The 17,389-nt window shown below is 40.3% G+C and carries 16 protein-coding genes; 3 read left to right on the top strand and 13 right to left on the bottom strand.

The features are described from left to right. Positions 1-64: 64 nt before the first annotated feature. Together prfB and OCV82_RS04405 are read right to left on the bottom strand one after the other, a co-directional pair. Complete coding sequence (gene prfB, locus OCV82_RS04410; protein ID WP_154043301.1) at positions 65-1,180, bottom strand: peptide chain release factor 2; 1,116 nt, start codon at positions 1,178-1,180, stop codon at positions 65-67. Positions 1,181-1,233: 53 nt separating this feature from the next. After that, positions 1,234-3,039, bottom strand: coding sequence for an AMP-dependent synthetase/ligase (locus OCV82_RS04405; RefSeq protein ID WP_154043300.1), 1,806 nt, complete (start codon positions 3,037-3,039; stop codon positions 1,234-1,236). A 122-nt stretch (positions 3,040-3,161) separates the two neighbouring features. Here OCV82_RS04405 and OCV82_RS04400 point away from each other — a divergent pair, with 122 nt between their 5' ends. Then, a complete protein-coding gene (locus OCV82_RS04400) occupies positions 3,162-4,226 on the top strand; it encodes a M20 family metallo-hydrolase (protein WP_154043364.1) in 1,065 nt (354 codons plus the stop codon). Between the two features lie 24 nt (positions 4,227-4,250). Here the strand turns inward: OCV82_RS04400 and OCV82_RS04395 are convergent, their stop codons facing one another. The 3 genes from OCV82_RS04395 to OCV82_RS04385 all read right to left on the bottom strand — a co-directional run bounded on the left by OCV82_RS04395 (position 4,251) and on the right by OCV82_RS04385 (position 8,448). Then, complete coding sequence (locus tag OCV82_RS04395; RefSeq protein ID WP_154043299.1) at positions 4,251-4,802, bottom strand: beta-class carbonic anhydrase; 552 nt, start codon at positions 4,800-4,802, stop codon at positions 4,251-4,253. 118 nt (positions 4,803-4,920) lie between these two features. After that, entirely contained in the window at positions 4,921-7,329 is a 2,409-nt protein-coding gene (locus OCV82_RS04390) for a glycoside hydrolase family 95 protein (RefSeq protein ID WP_154043298.1), read from the bottom strand. A 30-nt stretch (positions 7,330-7,359) separates the two neighbouring features. Next, the gene (locus OCV82_RS04385) at positions 7,360-8,448 is read right to left on the bottom strand and encodes a glycoside hydrolase family protein (RefSeq protein WP_394802646.1); all 1,089 of its coding nucleotides are present in this window, start codon (positions 8,446-8,448) and stop codon (positions 7,360-7,362) included. Between the two features lie 239 nt (positions 8,449-8,687). Between OCV82_RS04385 and OCV82_RS04380 the strand changes: the two genes are divergently transcribed. Beyond that, positions 8,688-9,866 (top strand): phosphoribosylaminoimidazolecarboxamide formyltransferase, encoded by a 1,179-nt coding sequence (locus tag OCV82_RS04380; RefSeq protein WP_154043296.1) that lies wholly within the window; start codon positions 8,688-8,690, stop codon positions 9,864-9,866. A 93-nt stretch (positions 9,867-9,959) separates the two neighbouring features. Here the strand turns inward: OCV82_RS04380 and OCV82_RS04375 are convergent, their stop codons facing one another. The 8 genes from OCV82_RS04375 to hpt form a co-directional block, all read right to left on the bottom strand. Further along, positions 9,960-10,604, bottom strand: a complete 645-nt coding sequence (locus OCV82_RS04375) for a porin family protein (RefSeq protein WP_154043295.1) — start codon at positions 10,602-10,604, stop codon at positions 9,960-9,962. 162 nt (positions 10,605-10,766) lie between these two features. Next, the gene (locus tag OCV82_RS04370) at positions 10,767-11,285 is read right to left on the bottom strand and encodes an outer membrane beta-barrel protein (protein WP_154043294.1); all 519 of its coding nucleotides are present in this window, start codon (positions 11,283-11,285) and stop codon (positions 10,767-10,769) included. Positions 11,286-11,406: 121 nt separating this feature from the next. After that, a complete protein-coding gene (locus OCV82_RS04365) occupies positions 11,407-11,598 on the bottom strand; it encodes a hypothetical protein (protein ID WP_154043293.1) in 192 nt (63 codons plus the stop codon). Between the two features lie 50 nt (positions 11,599-11,648). Then, positions 11,649-12,311: a B3/B4 domain-containing protein gene (locus OCV82_RS04360; protein WP_154043363.1), complete on the bottom strand. Its 663-nt coding sequence runs from the start codon at positions 12,309-12,311 to the stop codon at positions 11,649-11,651. A 68-nt stretch (positions 12,312-12,379) separates the two neighbouring features. Further along, on the bottom strand, positions 12,380-13,189 hold the full coding sequence (pgeF, locus tag OCV82_RS04355) for a peptidoglycan editing factor PgeF (RefSeq protein WP_154043292.1): 810 nt from the start codon (positions 13,187-13,189) through the stop codon (positions 12,380-12,382). Further along, positions 13,189-14,370: a GTPase ObgE gene (gene obgE, locus OCV82_RS04350; protein ID WP_154043291.1), complete on the bottom strand. Its 1,182-nt coding sequence runs from the start codon at positions 14,368-14,370 to the stop codon at positions 13,189-13,191. Before obgE ends, pgeF begins: the two co-directional genes overlap by 1 nt. 129 nt (positions 14,371-14,499) lie before the next feature. Beyond that, entirely contained in the window at positions 14,500-15,069 is a 570-nt protein-coding gene (locus tag OCV82_RS04345; protein WP_154043290.1) for an adenylate kinase, read from the bottom strand. A gap of 106 nt (positions 15,070-15,175) precedes the next feature. Then, positions 15,176-15,715: a hypoxanthine phosphoribosyltransferase gene (hpt, locus tag OCV82_RS04340; protein ID WP_154043289.1), complete on the bottom strand. Its 540-nt coding sequence runs from the start codon at positions 15,713-15,715 to the stop codon at positions 15,176-15,178. A gap of 156 nt (positions 15,716-15,871) precedes the next feature. Between hpt and OCV82_RS04335 the strand changes: the two genes are divergently transcribed. After that, on the top strand, positions 15,872-17,389 hold the full coding sequence (locus OCV82_RS04335) for an NAD(P)H-hydrate dehydratase (protein ID WP_154043288.1): 1,518 nt from the start codon (positions 15,872-15,874) through the stop codon (positions 17,387-17,389).

The following is a 17,389-nucleotide window of genomic DNA, read 5'->3' as shown; positions in this document are numbered from 1 at the left end:
ATTACCCCAAAATTACTATTTAATTGATAAATACCAAAAACAGAACACAAAAAATTATAAGAAATCAAATTTCACTGTCCGAGAACTCCATCAGATATGCTTTTATAAAGCCATCTATCTTACCATCCATAACACCATTCACATCTGATGTCTGATAGTTTGTACGATGGTCTTTTACACGACGGTCATCGAATACATAACTTCTTATCTGCGAGCCCCACTCTATCTTCTTCTTTCCGGCTTCTACCTTAGCCTGTTCTTCCATACGGTGCTGGAGTTCTTTATCATAAAGAATAGAACGCAACTGTCGCATAGCGTTTTCCTTATTCTTAGGCTGGTCTCGAGTCTCAGTGTTTTCAATAAGGATTTCTTCCTCTTCACCCGTATAAGGATCTTTATACTGATAGCGCAAACGAACTCCGGATTCAACCTTATTTACGTTCTGACCTCCTGCGCCACCACTTCGGAATGTATCCCATGAAATACGTGCAGGCTCAATGGTAACTTCAATAGAATCGTCAACCAAAGGAGTAACGAAAACCGAAGCGAACGAAGTCATACGCTTACCCTGAGCGTTATATGGAGACACTCTCACCAGACGATGAACACCGTTTTCTCCCTTCAGATAACCGTATGCATATGGACCTTCGATATTCATAGTCACAGTTTTGATACCGGCTTCGTCGCCTTCCTGAAGGTTTGCTACAGAAAGTTTATAACCATTACTTTCCGCCCAACGCATATACATACGCATAAGCATTGACGACCAGTCCTGACTTTCAGTACCCCCTGCACCTGAATTTATTTTCAGTACGCAATCCATTTGGTCAGCTTCCGAACGAAGCATGTTCTTCAGTTCAAGCTCTTCAACAGCTGTCTGAGCCTTATTATAAGCTTCATCAACTTCCTGTTCTGTCACCAATTCATCCTTGAAGAAATCAAATGACAGTTCAAGTTCGTCAACAAGAGTTTTAACCTCCTTATATCCATCAATCCAAGCCTGAAGCCCTTTAACCTTTTTCATTTGTGCTTCAGCCTTCTTTGCATCATCCCAGAAGCCCGGAGCCTGTGTGCGGAGCTGTTCTTCCTCCACCTGAACCTGTTTGTTTTCAATATCCAAATAGCGGTAAAGAGCCTCTGTACGTTCCTTTAAATCCTTGAGTTGTTCTATTGTAATCATCTTATTTCTTTTTTGCGGCTACAAAGTTAGTCAAAAAACACAAAATGACCAAGTTACTCCTCATACATCTTCTCTATCTGAGCTGCATAATTCTTCATCAATACAGGTCTCTTTATTTTCAATGTATTTGTCAGCTCACCCTTTTCCATACTGAAAGGTTCAGGCAGCAAAGTAAATTTCTTTATCTGTTCATAATGGGCAAATTCCTGTTGAAGCGTATCTATGCGCATACGGAACAGATCCTGGATTTCCTGTTTCGCAAGCAAATCCTTCATATCTGAATATTTAATTCCCTTGCTTTCAGCATATGCCTTGACCTGCGAATATTCAGGAACAATCAAAGCAGAAACATATTTTCTCTGATCTGCTATAATTGAAATCTGGTCAATATACTTATCAACCACCAGTTTTGTTTCAATAGCCTGAGGAGCAATATATTTGCCATTAGATGTCTTGAACAAATCCTTGATACGGTCCGTCAAATACAGACGGCCATCCTCAATATATCCTGCATCACCGGTATGGAACCATCCGTCAGGTGTAAATGCGTCCTTTGTTATAGCTTCCTTTTTGTAATAGCCTTTGGTTACAGTCTCACCTTTTACGAGAATCTCATTATTTTCGCCAATCTTTATCTCCACACCTGGTAATACCCTGCCAACAGATCCTATTTTAAAATCATCAATCCACTGGCAAGTAACAGTAGCTGTAGTCTCTGTCAGTCCATAACCTGCAATCATGTTTATGCCTACCGATCTTACAAATTCCTCTACTTTAGGCGGAATAGCAGCTCCTGCAGTCGGGAAGAAGTTTCCATTCTCTATACCTATAGTCTTCTTTAACAAGCTATATATTGTCTTCTCATAGAACTTGTATTTAAGTTTCAATATAGGAGAAGGCTCCTTGCCATTCATCAGACAATTGATGTTGTATTCTTTTCCCACCTTCAAAGCATCCAGCATCAGTTTCTTCTTGACACCGGTAGTCTCGTTTATCTTTTCCATTACGCCTGCATATACCTTTTCCCAGAAACGAGGCACACTACACATAGCAGTAGGACGTATCTCCTTAATGGTTTTCTGTATATCGGCAGGACGAAGATTTATACACAATGTACATCCCATATCAATACAAAGATATGACCATGCACGCTCAAATATATGAGTAAAAGGCAGGAAGTTCATTATTACATCATTATCCGAAAGAGTCTTCAGACGTCCGTAATGCGCCTTTATACCGAATTCGAAACAAGAATGATGCAACATTACACCTTTAGATTCACCCGTAGTGCCCGAAGTATATAAAATATTTGCCAGATCCTGAGGAGAAGAAGCCTCTATACGTTTGTCAACTATCTCCTGCAAAGATTCATCCTTACCTTTTTCCAGAAATTCATCAAAATATATGGAATTAGTATCTCCCGGAAGACGTTTTACGTTAGGATCAAATATAATAATCTGTTTTAAAGACCTGCACAAACCCTGCACACGGCGTGCCACTTCATACTGATACTGTTCGCCAACGAAAAGATACCTTATAGAAGCATCCTGCACGATATAATGTACCTGTGCTTCAGAACTTGTGGCATATAGGGGTATTGTCACAACTCTTGTAGCATAAGCTCCGAAATCAACATAGAAACATTCTGGCATATTCTGAGAAAAGACCCCCACGTTCTCCTGTTCATTGATGCCCAATGCCACCATAGCACGTGAAGCATATTTTACTTTTTCTGCAAATTTGTTCCATGAAACTGAAATCCACGAAGATATGGAATAATCACGATACTTGAGAGCTACCCTCTCACCATATTTCTTTGCCTGGCGGAAAACAAGGTCCGACAAAAATGATTTGCCCATTTTATATACTTATTTAGAATTCTTAATACGCAAAGTTAATTATATTTTTCTATTTTACCACAAATCTGTTACGATATATTAAAATAAAACATATCTTTGCCATAAAATATCAGAATAATATGATGACAGATACCAGTTATTACACATCGGAAGCTGTAACGCTGCTTCAAGCTCTGATAGGGATACCATCCATAAGCAGGGAAGAAGATGCAGCAGCCGACTTCCTGCAAACTTATATTGAAGAGTCCGGCATCATGACAGGACGTATGGGAAACAATGTTTGGTGCATAAGTCCAATGTTCGACACTTCAAGACCAACAATTCTATTAAACTCCCATATCGATACAGTAAAACCAGTCAACGGATGGCGTAAACAACCATTCACACCTAAGATAGACAATGGAAAGCTGTTTGGATTGGGAAGTAACGATGCAGGCGCATCATTGGTTTCCCTTTTTCAGGTTTACAAACACTTGAGTGCTACAGAACAGAAATACAACCTTATTTTTCTGGCATCTTGTGAAGAAGAGGTTTCAGGCAAAAACGGCATCGAAAGTGTACTTCCACAATTACCTCCAATAACACTTGGCATAGTGGGCGAACCCACAGAAATGAATCCTGCCATAGCAGAAAAAGGTCTTATGGTTCTTGATGTTACCGCACAAGGACGTTCTGGACATGCCGCACGTGAAGAAGGCGACAATGCAATCTACAAGATTCTTCCGGATATAGAATGGTTCCGTACTCACAAATTCGAAAAAGAATCGTCCTTATTAGGTCCTGTAAAAATGACCGTGACACAAATCAATGCCGGAACACAACACAATGTCATACCGGATACTTGCAGCATAGTGGTTGACATACGCAGCAATGAGTGTTACTCCAACGAAACTCTTTTCGAGGAAATAAAGAAGAACATCAGCAGTGAGGTAAAAGCAAGATCCTTCAGATTGAACTCATCAAGTATCTCACCTGAGCATCCTATAGTGAAACGTGCCATTGCGCTAGGTAAAACTCCATTCGGTTCACCTACTCTTTCAGATCAGGCACTAATGCCTTTCACATCAATAAAGATCGGTCCGGGAAAATCATCACGTTCGCATACTGCCGATGAATACATAATGATTAATGAGATAGAAGAGGCTATAAGCCTTTATATAAAACTGTTAGACGGGTTGGAGCTATAATCTCCAACCCTTTTTTATCACAAATCAGTCAGCTTCCACTTCAACAAGGTTTCCAGTCACAGAATTAATAATAAATCCTCTGACCTTTATACCGTCTGCCGGCATCAACGGATGATGTCGCACTATATGGACACTCTTCCTTACAGCATACTCAGTATCGTCAAAACCGCTTAACCATGAACGCAGATTTACATCACAGTATTCCATCATCTCTATATGATCCTGCGACACTCCACGAGCACGCATGTGCGAAAGCATCTCATCGCTATCCATATGCTGCACACCGCAGTCTGTATGCCCTATAATCATTATCTCTTCTACACCAAGTTCGTAGATTGCCACCAAAAGGCTTCGCATGGCACTACCAAACGGATGGGTAATTGTACCTCCGGCATTCTTTATAATCTTTACGTCACCGTTTTTCAGTCCCAATGCGGCAGGAAGCAGCTCAATAAGGCGCGTATCCATACATGTCACAATAGCAATCTTCTTGTCAGGATACTTGGTAGTAAGAAATTTCTCATATCCTTTTGTTTCAACAAAAGATTTGTTGTATTCAAGCAATTCGTCTATCATAATCAATCTATTAATAAAATTTCTTGTGCAAAATTACATCAAAAAATATCAAAAATAAAAAGCAAGAGTAAATATCTGACATATACAGAATCTACTCTTGCCTTATTATAAATTTTTATCACATACGTTCTAAAATATACTCACCTCCTGCTTGGGTATCAATGTCATACTCATATATCTTATACAATATAGGATATTCAGCATCCAGTCCTTCAGCTATCAACGGTTTCTTTATATCAGCATTCTGATAATACCGGTTAGTATTCTCACCTTCAGCTTCAGTCAATCCTTTTCCCTTTAAAGGAATGTACGAACGTATTCTCAGTTTTCCACCCAAACCTGATTTTATTCTGGCAGCGAGCAATTCACCACCTTTCCATTTCATATCTACGGTAAATCCTCCTCTGGCTTTAAGTCCTGTCACCTTTCCACTCCTCCATTCATCTGGCAAAGCAGGCAACAAGTGCAAGGCTTCGTCATGACTCTGCATAAGCATCTCAGCCACACCAGCCGTATATCCGAAGTTACCGTCAATCTGAAATGGTGGATGGGCATCGAACAAATTCGGATAAGTACGTCCTGCAAACAAGTTTCTTATTATCCTATACGCATGATTACCGTCAAGCAGACGTGCCCATAAGTTTATCTTCCATCCTATAGACCATCCTGTGGCCTCATCTCCTCTTTGCAACAAAGTATTCTTAGCAGCCTGAAACAACAACGGATTTTTATAAGGAGAAATCTGATTACCCGGATACAAGCCGAATGCATGAGATATATGCCTGTGCTTATCGTTCGGATTATCTACATCCTCAAGCCACTCCTGCAACTGATTATATTTACCTATCTGCATAGGAGCAAGCATATCTATCATACTCTGTAATTTATTTATATATTCAGGATCCTTATCCAATAATCGGGATGCATCCCGAGTGTTACACAACAGTTCAAACACAATCTGATTGTCCATAGTACAACCCGCAATTGTAGATGCCGAGTTTCTGTTTTCTCCGTCAGGGCCATGTTCCGGTGAATTTGAAGGACATGTAACCATCCACCCATATACAGGATGCCTAACTAGAAAATCCATAAAGAAATCGGCAGAACCTTTCAATACATCATAATATTTTTCAAGAAAGTCCATATCACCGGTATATAAATAATGTTGCCACAAGTGCTGGCACAGCCATGCTCCACCATTTGGCCACATTCCCCAAAACGCACCGTCCACCACTCCTGTAGAACGCCATAAATCGGTATTATGATGTAGCACCCACCCGTTACATCCATACATCACCTTGGCAGTTTCCCTACCAGTTTCCGAAAGTTCCTGCAACATCGTGAATAACGGCTCATGGCACTCACTAAGGTTAGTAATCTCTGCAGGCCAATAGTTCATTTGCAGATTTATATTCACTGTATATTTACTGTCCCACGGTGCAACTACGTCATTGTTCCATATTCCCTGAAGATTTGCAGGCTGCCCTCCAGGCAATGACGACGAGACAAGCAGATAACGTCCATATTGAAACAACAGTACAGCCAGTCCAGCATCATTTCTCTCATTAAATTTCTTTATTCTCAGGTCTGTTGGTTCGTTTGAGAAGTCATCAGATGAAATTTCCAGATTTACCCTGCCGAACAAACTCCTATACTTTTCAATATGCTCATCCTTTGCATTCTCATAATCTTTCTTCACAGCTGCATTCAGATAATCAGACGCTTTCTTATATCCGTTACCGCTTATATCTTTATAATTTACAAAGTTTGTTGCCGACGATATATAAAGAATGACATTATCTGCATTTTCCACCTTCATCTTATCATCTTCGAAAGATAATTTTCCTCCGGTATTAACAGCCTTGACGAAAGTCTCATCAAAAAGTTTTCCTTTCACTCCTTCATGGTCATTACCTTTAGCTTTCAGATAAAGACATTTGTTCCTTACAGAGACCTTATGTTCCAAAGGACAGTCAAATGACATGGAAAATGATAATTTACCGGCTGCAGAACTTGAAATTCTCATGATTATGACATTATCTACCATAGAAGAAAACAGTTCCCTCTTATATGTCACTCCATCAACTTTATAACTTACAGAAGCTATAGCATTTTCTATATCAAGTTCACGATAATATTCCGTAGCATTTTCATGTCCCGTGAAATTAATCTTCAGGCTACCGATAGTCTGATATGGCATTCCATTCCTCGTAGTAAGAAAGTTTTTGTTAACCAAGTCCTGCGCCTCACCATATTTACCTTCAAATACAAGTTTCCTGACTTCTGGCAATACATTCAGTGCATCCGGATTATCATTTCTGTATGGCGATCCTCCCCAAAACGTTTCCTCATTAATTTGGAGTTCTTCCGTTTCAGTACCACCGTAAACCATTACTCCCAATCTGGAGTTTCCCAATGGCAACGCCTCTGTCCACTCTGAAGCAGGTTTGTTATACCATAGTTTAAGATTTCCGGCAGATGTAAATGCCGAAAAGACTAACAATACAGACAAAATTAAAAATCTCATAGTATTCTTATTATGAAACAATTATACTTTTTACTTTATTGGAATACACATGTTCCACGAACGTGTAGCATTTTCAAACCCACCGGGACCATCCATCGTAGCAAAAAATACATACATAGGCTTTCCGTTCTCAAAATAGATGAAAGGACGCTCTAGCTGTCCCTGTTTTTCTATACTGCCATCTTCCCATTCCACTGTCAAAGAATATGCTTTCGGGTCTTTGTCTATTACCCAGTTCACGCCATCTGAAGAATGTGCCATGGCACCTCCTCCCTTTTCTCCGGTAAACTTGCCTACATGGTCTTTAAATATAATATGATATCCTTTTTCATCTTTCCATAAAAAAGGATCCTCTGCTTCACCCTGACCATCAACATGGAATATAGGTTGTTTGTCATTCAACACTTCGTACGGACCTTCTATATTTTTTGCATAAGCCACACCCAAAGCCATTGACGAATGTTTGTCTTCTTTAGTGTAATGACGTCCCTTGAAAATCATCAGGACAGAACCATCCTCCTGTATTACAGGAGACGGATTTGAAGCAAGAAAACTGTAGAAAGTATTCGGTTCTGTCTTCAGTATAGGCTCATTCATTCTTTTCCAAGGTCCATACGGACTTTCAGCCACAGCCAGTCCTATTCTCTTGTTTGCCCTGCCCACAATACACCATTTACTGTCAAGTGTAAGTTCATCATAGGTAGGTTCTTCAAAAGGATGTGTAGAACCCATATAGATAAGGTAGTATTTATTATTATAATAGAAGATACGAGGATTATGCGTAGATTTTCCATCCCAGTATTGGGCACCACGCGGCGGCAAAGCTACATCTGAAAAAGTATATGGTCCCTGAATACTGTCTGCCACAGCATGTACTATTTCCGAAGCAACCATCCATCCAGGATGAAAAGGCAATGACTTTGGAAAACGTGACACATACATGTGATACTTACCGTCAGGCGATTTAACTACCGAACTTCCCCACACCCAATAGCCTTCCATCTGGAAAGCAGGAACCTTGGATGCTTTTCCAAGATTATGAAACAGACTGTTATGCGAATTACGCTTCAACTCCAAAAGATTGTCCAGTTTCTGAGAATAGACACTTGAAGAAGCCATGAAAATTGACAAGAAAAATAGAATAATTGATTTCTTCATAATTGTTTTTTATATAATAGAAATTTGTTAACGACATGCGAATATAAGTATTTTTCACATTATACGATTGTTTGGAACATATAAATCATATCATACTAACGGAGTCTATTTCCTGGAGTCAAAAAAATTGCAGTGGCCACACTAGGAAAACAGCAGACAAAACAGTATTTTTGTAACAGAATTCATAAACAAGAAAAATTATGGCTAAAGAACTTGAACTGAAATACGGATGCAATCCTAACCAGAAACCTGCACGTATTTTCATGAAAGAAGGGGAACTGCCTATTGAGGTCCTGAACGGACGCCCCGGTTACATCAACTTCCTTGATGCGCTGAACGGATGGCAGCTAGTAAAAGAACTGAAAGAAGCTACAGGAATGCCTGCTGCTACATCATTCAAGCATGTCAGCCCTGCCGGTGCTGCTATCGGTCTTGAACTTGACGAAACTATGAAGAAAATATACTTCGTCGATGGTCTTCCTCTTTCTCCGCTTGCTAATGCTTACGTACGTGCCCGCGGTGCAGACCGTATGTCTTCTTACGGCGACTTTATTGCTCTGAGCGACATCTGCGATGAAGAGACAGCCCGTTTCATCAACCGCGAAGTATCCGACGGTGTTATCGCTCCGGGATATACAGATGCTGCTTTGGAAATACTGAAAGCAAAACGTAAAGGTACTTATAATGTAATCAAGATTGACCCTAACTACGTTCCTGCCCCTATCGAGACAAAAGAAGTGTTCGGTGTAACTTTCGAACAGGGAAGAAACGAAATCAAGCTGAACGGCGACGATTTGTTCCAGAACATCCCTACTCAGAACAAGAACTTTACAGATGCTGCAAAGCGTGACCTTATGATTGCGCTTATCACTCTGAAATATACTCAGTCAAACTCTGTATGCTACGTCAAGGACGGACAGGCTATCGGTATTGGTGCCGGACAGCAGAGCCGTATCCACTGTACACGTCTTGCCGGAAACAAGGCAGACATCTGGTATCTGCGCCAGCATCCGAAAGTACTGAACTTGCCATGGGTTGAAAAAATCCGCCGTGCAGACCGCGACAACACTATCGACATCTACATCAGCGAAGACCACGACGATGTATTGGCTGACGGAGTATGGCAGCAGTTCTTCACAGAAAAACCTGAAGTATTGACACGCGAAGAAAAACGTGCATGGCTTGACACACTGAAAGGTGTAGCTCTTGGTTCAGATGCGTTCTTCCCATTCGGCGACAATATCGAACGTGCTCACAAGAGTGGTGTGGAATTCATTGCACAGGCAGGTGGCTCTGTACGCGATGACCATGTTATCGAAACTTGCGACAAATACGGCATTGCAATGGCATTCACAGGCATTCGTCTGTTCCACCATTAATATCATGCCTGATATATATATATGAAAAAAACTCCTGACAGAAACTTCCGAAAAAAAGCGACTGTCAGGAGTTTTTTTTTATTTATATACTTATCAGAATTTATACCCCAATGTAAAATACATGGAAAAATTATACGGTGATGCATCTGGAGCTATCTTGCAGAATCCAAAATCTGCATCAAGTCCTACAGTCCAGTCTTTAAAATCAAGACCTACTCCAGTCTGGACTCCGGCATCAAATCTATTATACCCGTCAGCAATATATTTTCCACCTAAATATAAATCATCAAAAGTTGGCCATGACATGGTAAGTGCATCAATATTAGTCTCCGACTTACCTGATATACCATATGCAATATACGGACCTACAGTGAACACCATATCAAACTTTGATGTAGCCCCAACATGGAATGCAGCCAAAAGAGGCATCTGGAAATAATTCTGATTGGCATGTACTTTTGAAAGGACATTCTCACCGGTAACAAAATTATTGTACATTTTATAGCTTGCACCTTTTGATGTCCAGTTCAATCCGGTCTGAAAAGAAACAAGCCAATTCAACGGGATATCCAAAGTCACTCCTACTTTCGGGTTAAACAAAGGCTTGCTTCCATCTGCATTCTTACCCATCCATGCCGACATACCGGCACCTACTTCCATACCCCATTGTACTTTATTTTGTGCAACTGCCGGAAAAAATGACAGCATACATAACATAGCAACTAACAGTTTCTTCATAATATTCCTTTTTATATTTTATCAGTAAAGACAAAATTAAAGAATTTAATGATATATCCTACAAAATAGGAGATAAAAAAACGACAGTTCATTTTAATCAAGGGAACAATACGTCTCGATTAAAATGAACTGTCGTTTTTTAAACGTATGAATTGCTATTTTTTAGAATGCGTATTCTATACCGATTGAGATTGCTTCGCCATCAGCATATACTCCGAAACCATCCTTTAAACTATTTCTATAGTCTTGACGGAATCCTGCAAAACCAACTTTAGTTATGAAGCTAAAATTGTCATTAAGCTTTACTGCCAAACCAGGTTTAACACCAAGTTCAAATCCAGCATCTGCATCACTGTGAGCAACTTTGTTGACAGAAACGCCAAATCCCATATCAAGGAACAAACGTACAATATCATTCTCATAATAAGAGAAACGTGCGTAAGGCGCAATAGCAAAAGCTGTAGTTGAAGGACCTTCACCTCCAGCAACATCAAGTATCAGTTGTCCACCAACAGCCCATTTCCCATTCAACTCATATCCGAAATCAGGACTGATAGAGAAAGAAGTTCTCTCTGCATCAGTATCTCTCCATAAACCGATTCCACCACCAACATACATTTCCTGTGCGTAAGCAGTAACTACTGCAAACAACACGAATAAAGTCATTAATACTTTTTTCATAATTCTCATTTTTTAGTTGTTAAACTATTCAGTTTTTATTTAAAAACAAATTTCGGGAAAATATGTTATAAAAATAACATTAGATTGACAAATTTAATCAATACATTAAAAACAGAACAGTTTATCCGTTTTTATGACGATTTGCTCTGCGACGACGTATCTCTGCTTTCATCTTTGCAGCTCCGGAATTATGAAGTCCGGTAATATAGGTTTTCTTTTTCGCCTTAGTCTTAACCTTCTCTTCTTTTTTTGCTGCAGGAGATTTTGCTCCCTTGAAGATTATACCTTCTGTCAATATCTTTTCTATATCCATAATCTTGTATTTATATATGTATAACCAATAAAAAGATTAAATGTTCATTCTTAACTGAAATAAATGATTTCTATCTCCGTTGCTTCGGCAAATTCTTTAAGCAAATCGACCATAAAACCTACGGCCTCTTCCAGTCCCTCCTTTCCGCTATAAGCATTCATTATAGCAAGAAGTCTGGTTGTACCGGCAGTTATCTTTGTGCGTTCGTTATCACTTGTGGGAGTTCCTACCCCTCCAACAGCATCACGATATACCGGCATACCTTCAATGTTCAGTTCACCTCTGCCTATACCTTCGTAAGGCTCGCCTGCCTTACCTATACCAAGAACCAGCTCATCGCCTTGTATCTTATCAAGATCAAAACCTCCTATGGAATGTCCGCAATTTATGGAAGCCAGATTGATAAGATCTACCAAAGTATCTATCTGATATAATGGAATACCACGAAGGATACGACGGCACAATGCTTCGGACGACGGACGATAACGGCTAGGGTCCTTACCACATTTCTTGTATGCCTGACGTGTTGCCTGTATCGACGGCATGTCCTTTATGGAATCTGTGGTGTATTTAGAACGGTAAAGTTCTGTAAACTCGTCTATGCGTTTCCACAACTGTTCATTATAACCGGAATTCTTTACTCTGGCAAAAACTGCAGCTCCCTGAAAACCCGGCCAAGCCTGTTTCAGTTCGTCTGAAACAACAATATTTATCTTTCTATTTTCCATAAACGCTTTCAAAATTGTTTTATACTTTTACACAGAAATATATGGTGTAACAATTATTCATCTTTCAGAATTATCCCCGAAATAATCCTGCCTGAATTTATTCCTAACCTGCGGGCAGAAAAGAAATCTTCGTTTGCGGTATATGTACATATTCCGCTCACTTCTATATTATCCGGATTTACTCCGGCTGAAATAAGCTGTATTCTGTTTGCTTCCCAAAGATCAATATGCCATTTTGAGTATCTCCGTGATATGACATTCATATCAAATCCGGCATCTTGAAAAGCCTGATAAACCTCATCGCCTACCTCAAAAGACTGCAAAGAAATGCCCGGACCTATAACTGCTACTACATCTTGCATCCGCGTTCCATATTCTTCATGCATCTTTCTCAGAGTTTTCTCCACTATACGTGCCACCGTACCGCGCCATCCGGCATGTATTGCCGCAATTGCCTTATTACGTATATCATAGCAAAGCACAGGGATACAGTCGGCAGTGGATATACACAGACATACACCTTTAAGATTGGTTATAACGGCATCCACGCCTTCAATCATATTTTTCCTTACAGTCTCATCTGAATTCAGGTAGTTGCTGTCTATTGTACGTATCTCCGTAGAATGTATCTGATGCGGTATCACGAATGTATTTGGGCGGAACGGCATTATATCAGCCAGCAGGCTTCTATTCCGTTCTACATTTTCCGGATTGTCACCGCAATAATGATTGCAGTTGAAAGATGAATACTGTCCGGTGCTATATCCGCCATGTCGAGTGGTAGAGAAACAAAAAATGTCAGCATACGATTCGTTCAAACCGTACACTAACATTCTTTTATCTGTTGAAAATAAGTTATTCATTATTTTTCGGGTTCGTCATCCCAATCTTCTTCTTCATATTCATATTCGAAATCATCGTCAGCATCATCCTCATATTCATATTCAAAGTCTTCATCCTCTCCCATATCCTGAAGTTCCTGCTGAAGTTTTGAAACATCTTTCGAACGATGTACGATTGCATCACGTCTTACAGCCTCAAGCTGATTGCTTTCCTTGTTAAGCTCTGCCCAAAGGATATCTTTAAGCTGCTGAATTCCCATATTCGCCACAGAAGATATAAACACATGAGGAACACCTTCAGGCAATGTCGGTTCAAGCATGCTGATAAGCTCATCGTCTAGCATATCGCATTTTGTTATGGCCAGAACACGCTGCTTGTCGAGCATTTCAGGATTGAACGTTGCAAGCTCATTCAGCAATATTTCATACTCTTTGCGTATATCATCTGTATCACCAGGCACCATGAAAAGCAAAAGTGAGTTACGCTCTATGTGGCGCAGGAAACGAAGTCCGAGTCCTTTACCCTCGCTTGCTCCTTCTATTATACCCGGTATATCTGCCATAACGAATGATTTTCCGTCACGATATGACACTATACCCAAATTAGGCTCAAGTGTTGTAAACGGATAATTGGCAATCTTAGGACGTGCTGCAGATACAGTGGAAAGCAAAGTTGATTTTCCGGCATTTGGAAAACCTACAAGACCTACATCGGCAAGCAGTTTCAATTCCAGTATCACCGTCATTTCCTGCATCGGCTCACCCGGCTGTGCAAATCGTGGAGCCTGACGTGTAGCTGTACGGAAATGCCAGTTACCCAAGCCTCCGCGTCCGCCTTTCAGCAAAATTACTTCCTGACCGTGGTCTGTTATATCGCACACATACTCTCCGGTCTCAGCATTGTAAACCACAGTACCGCACGGCACTTCTATCACCTTGTCGGCACCGTCTTTACCGAAGCTTTTGTTTTTGGAGCCATTACCTCCATGCTCGGCAAACACGTGACGTTCATATTTCAGGTGAAGCAACGTCCAGTAATTGCGGTTACCACGCAGAATTACATGACCTCCTCTACCACCGTCGCCCCCGTCGGGACCACCGTTTGGCACATACTTTTCGCGACGCATATGTACAGAGCCGCGACCTCCCTTACCGGAGCGGCAGTAGATTTTTACATAATCAACAAAATTCGATTCAGCCATATTTTTTTGTTTAGAAGTTAGAGAAGTTAGATTGGAAAGTTAGAGAAGTTAAGTTGGAAAGTTAAAGAAGTTAAGTTGAAAGACAACATAACTTCTTTAACTCCTTTACCTTCTTTACCTTCTTATAAATTAAAGTTTGTCAATTGCAGTACAGATGTCAGCAAAGATACCGTCCATAGTTCCAAGACCGTTGATGTGCTGATATTTGCCATCGTTCTTGTACCAGTCGATAAGCGGAGCTGTCTGAGAGTGGTAAACTACAAGACGTTTCTTGATTGTTTCTTCATTGTCATCAGCACGTCCTGATTCCTGACCACGCTTGATAAGACGAGTCATCAGCTCATCTTCCGGAACTTCAAGATCCAGCATGATAGAAACTTCCTGACCACGAACTTTAAGCATTTCCTTCAAAGCTTCTGCCTGAGCGATAGTACGTGGGAAACCGTCGAAGATTACACCTTTGCTATCTTTGAAGCTATCGAATACACTTGCAAGGATATCAATCATCAATGCGTCAGGAATAAGCTGACCGTTATCGATATATCCTTTTGCAGTTTTACCAAGTTCTGTTCCGTTCTTGATTTCAGCACGCAAAACGTCGCCTGTTGAAATGTGGTTCAAACCATACTTTTCTACTATACGTGCACTCTGAGTTCCTTTACCTGATCCAGGAGCACCAAAAATTACGATGTTCAACATTTTGTTTAAGTTTTTGAGTTTATATAAGTTTTTATCAGTTGACGAGTTGACAAGGTTACCATCCGGACGGGAACCTTCTATTAACTTGTAACTAAAGCCTTGTTCACTATTCATTGACTACAGTGTATATATCTCGATAATTACGTCCCTTTCCGTCGTAATCAAGACCGTAGCCTACTATAAAATCATTAGGAATATTCATTGCCACATAATCAATATCCAGTTTTACCTGCAACTTGTCAGGTTTTACCAGCAATGTAGCTATACGTATATCCTTTGGATTTTTTGAACGTAATGTTTCCACGAGACGTTGCATAGTGAAACCAGTGTCTATAATATCTTCAACTATAACAACAGTCCTTCCCTCTATATTTTCATTCAGACCGACCAGTTCTTTCACCTTCCCTGTAGAAGATGTTCCTGCATATGAAGCCAGTTTCACAAACGAAATCTCGCATGGAAGACTGATACGCTTCATCAAATCGGCTGTAAACATGAACGAACCGTTCAAAACACTGAGAAACAGCGGTTCTGTTCCTTCCAAATCACGATTAATCTCATCTGCTACACGCGATACTTCTTTCAATATCTTATCTTCAGTAATAAATGTAGTAAACGACTTGTCTTTTATCCGAATAGTACTCATAGAATTATGCAAAATTAAAATTGCGGACAAATTTACGCAATTTTCGACAAATGTCAACACTACCTTTTAAGTATTTAAGTATATTTTGAAGATTAAATAGCGTATAGTTCGTATGTTTTTACTACTTTTACCAACAAAATACCATTTTAAGAAGTAATGAAAATTTTAAGTTGCGCACAACAGAAAGAAGCCGATGCTTACACTATAGAGCACGATTCTATATTATCCATCAATCTAATGGAAAAGGCCGCAAGCCTGATAACAGATGCTATATGCAGAAGATGGAACAAATCACACAGGATAGTTGTATTTGCCGGTCCGGGCAACAACGGGGGCGACGCTGTAGCTGTGGCCCGCATGTTACACTTGAAGAACTATCAGGTACAAGTAGTACTATTCAATATTAAAGGTAACCTGTCGGAAGATTGCCTCACAAACATCAAGAGACTTCAGGAATGCGGATTTACAAATTATACAGAAGTAAGCACACAATTTGACCCGCCGAAACTTTCGGCAGACGACATTGTAATCGACGGCCTCTTCGGCACAGGACTGAACATGCCTTTAAGCGGAGGCTTTGCTGCCGTGGTGCAATATATTAATGCCTCTCCTGCCAAAGTTGTATCTATAGACATTCCATCCGGAATGATGGGCGAGGACAACACAAGAAACATACGTCAGAACATTATCAAAGCTAATCTTACGCTTACAATAAACCTGCCAAAACTGTCATTTCTTTTTGCTGAAAACGAAGACTTGATTGGAGAGCTTGAAGTTCTTGACATCGGTATCAACAAAGAATTTTCAAAACAGGCAGAAAGCAGCAATTACATAATAGAGGAGAAAGAGGTAGCCGAAATAGTCAGACCAAGAAAGAAATTTGCACATAAAGGCAATTTCGGACATGCGCTGATAATTGCTGGTTCATACGGAATGGGAGGTGCAGCAGTACTGTCTGCCAAAAGTTGTTTGAGATGTGGTACAGGACTACTTACAGTACATACACCTGTATGCAACCACCTTCTTTTACAGGCAAGCGTTCCTGAAGCAATGGCACAGGACGACATGGACGACAGATTCTTTGCCGAAGTGATAGATCTGGACAGCTATCAGGCACTCGGTATAGGCCCTGGACTGGGACAGGAAGAGTTTACGGCACAAGCTATAATCAACCAATTAAAAGAATGTTATATACCAGCCGTAATAGATGCCGATGCAATAAATGCTTTAAGTACTTACAGAAACCAACTGAACTGCGTACCAAAAGGTTCTATCCTTACACCACATGTAAAAGAGCTTGAAAGACTCGTAGGAAGATGCAGCAACAGCTTCGAAAGAATACAAAAAGCTAAAGATCTGGCATCATATCTGCAAATATACATAATACTTAAAGGGGCATGGAGCGTTGTCATAACTCCGGAAGGAGAATGTCACTTCAACCCGACAGGCAATCCTGGCATGGCAACAGGAGGCAGCGGCGATGTTCTGACCGGTATATTGACATCACTTCTTGCACAAGGATATTCCTCTAAAGAAGCATGTCTTTTGGGAGTATATCTGCATGGAATAGCAGGAGATATAGCTGCAGAGAAATTTGGAGAAATAAGTATGAATGCATCCGACATTATCAATTCATTACCGGAAGCATGGAAACAACTTTCAAACAAAAGATAA

This window comes from Bacteroides cellulolyticus, assembly GCF_025567135.1.
Lineage (GTDB): Bacteria > Bacteroidota > Bacteroidia > Bacteroidales > Bacteroidaceae > Phocaeicola > Phocaeicola cellulolyticus.
The sequence above is the reverse complement of the archived record's forward strand: the minus strand, read 5'-3'. Positions and strand labels throughout refer to the sequence as shown.

Excerpts from the sequence above, each read along its gene's own strand:
- prfB (WP_154043301.1), bottom strand. The coding sequence starts at position 1,180 with ATGATTACAATAGAACAACTCAAGGATTTAAAGGAACGTACAGAGGCT.
- OCV82_RS04380 (WP_154043296.1), top strand. The coding sequence starts at position 8,688 with ATGGCTAAAGAACTTGAACTGAAATACGGATGCAATCCTAACCAGAAA.
- OCV82_RS04365 (WP_154043293.1), bottom strand. The coding sequence starts at position 11,598 with ATGGATATAGAAAAGATATTGACAGAAGGTATAATCTTCAAGGGAGCA.
- OCV82_RS04395 (WP_154043299.1), bottom strand. The coding sequence starts at position 4,802 with ATGATAGACGAATTGCTTGAATACAACAAATCTTTTGTTGAAACAAAA.
- hpt (WP_154043289.1), bottom strand. The coding sequence starts at position 15,715 with ATGAGTACTATTCGGATAAAAGACAAGTCGTTTACTACATTTATTACT.
- OCV82_RS04405 (WP_154043300.1), bottom strand. The coding sequence starts at position 3,039 with ATGGGCAAATCATTTTTGTCGGACCTTGTTTTCCGCCAGGCAAAGAAA.
- OCV82_RS04385 (WP_394802646.1), bottom strand. The coding sequence starts at position 8,448 with ATGGCTTCTTCAAGTGTCTATTCTCAGAAACTGGACAATCTTTTGGAG.
- obgE (WP_154043291.1), bottom strand. The coding sequence starts at position 14,370 with ATGGCTGAATCGAATTTTGTTGATTATGTAAAAATCTACTGCCGCTCC.
- pgeF (WP_154043292.1), bottom strand. The coding sequence starts at position 13,189 with ATGAATAACTTATTTTCAACAGATAAAAGAATGTTAGTGTACGGTTTG.
- OCV82_RS04390 (WP_154043298.1), bottom strand. The coding sequence starts at position 7,329 with ATGAGATTTTTAATTTTGTCTGTATTGTTAGTCTTTTCGGCATTTACA.
- OCV82_RS04335 (WP_154043288.1), top strand. The coding sequence starts at position 15,872 with ATGAAAATTTTAAGTTGCGCACAACAGAAAGAAGCCGATGCTTACACT.
- OCV82_RS04375 (WP_154043295.1), bottom strand. The coding sequence starts at position 10,604 with ATGAAGAAACTGTTAGTTGCTATGTTATGTATGCTGTCATTTTTTCCG.
- OCV82_RS04370 (WP_154043294.1), bottom strand. The coding sequence starts at position 11,285 with ATGAAAAAAGTATTAATGACTTTATTCGTGTTGTTTGCAGTAGTTACT.
- OCV82_RS04345 (WP_154043290.1), bottom strand. The coding sequence starts at position 15,069 with ATGTTGAACATCGTAATTTTTGGTGCTCCTGGATCAGGTAAAGGAACT.
- OCV82_RS04400 (WP_154043364.1), top strand. The coding sequence starts at position 3,162 with ATGACAGATACCAGTTATTACACATCGGAAGCTGTAACGCTGCTTCAA.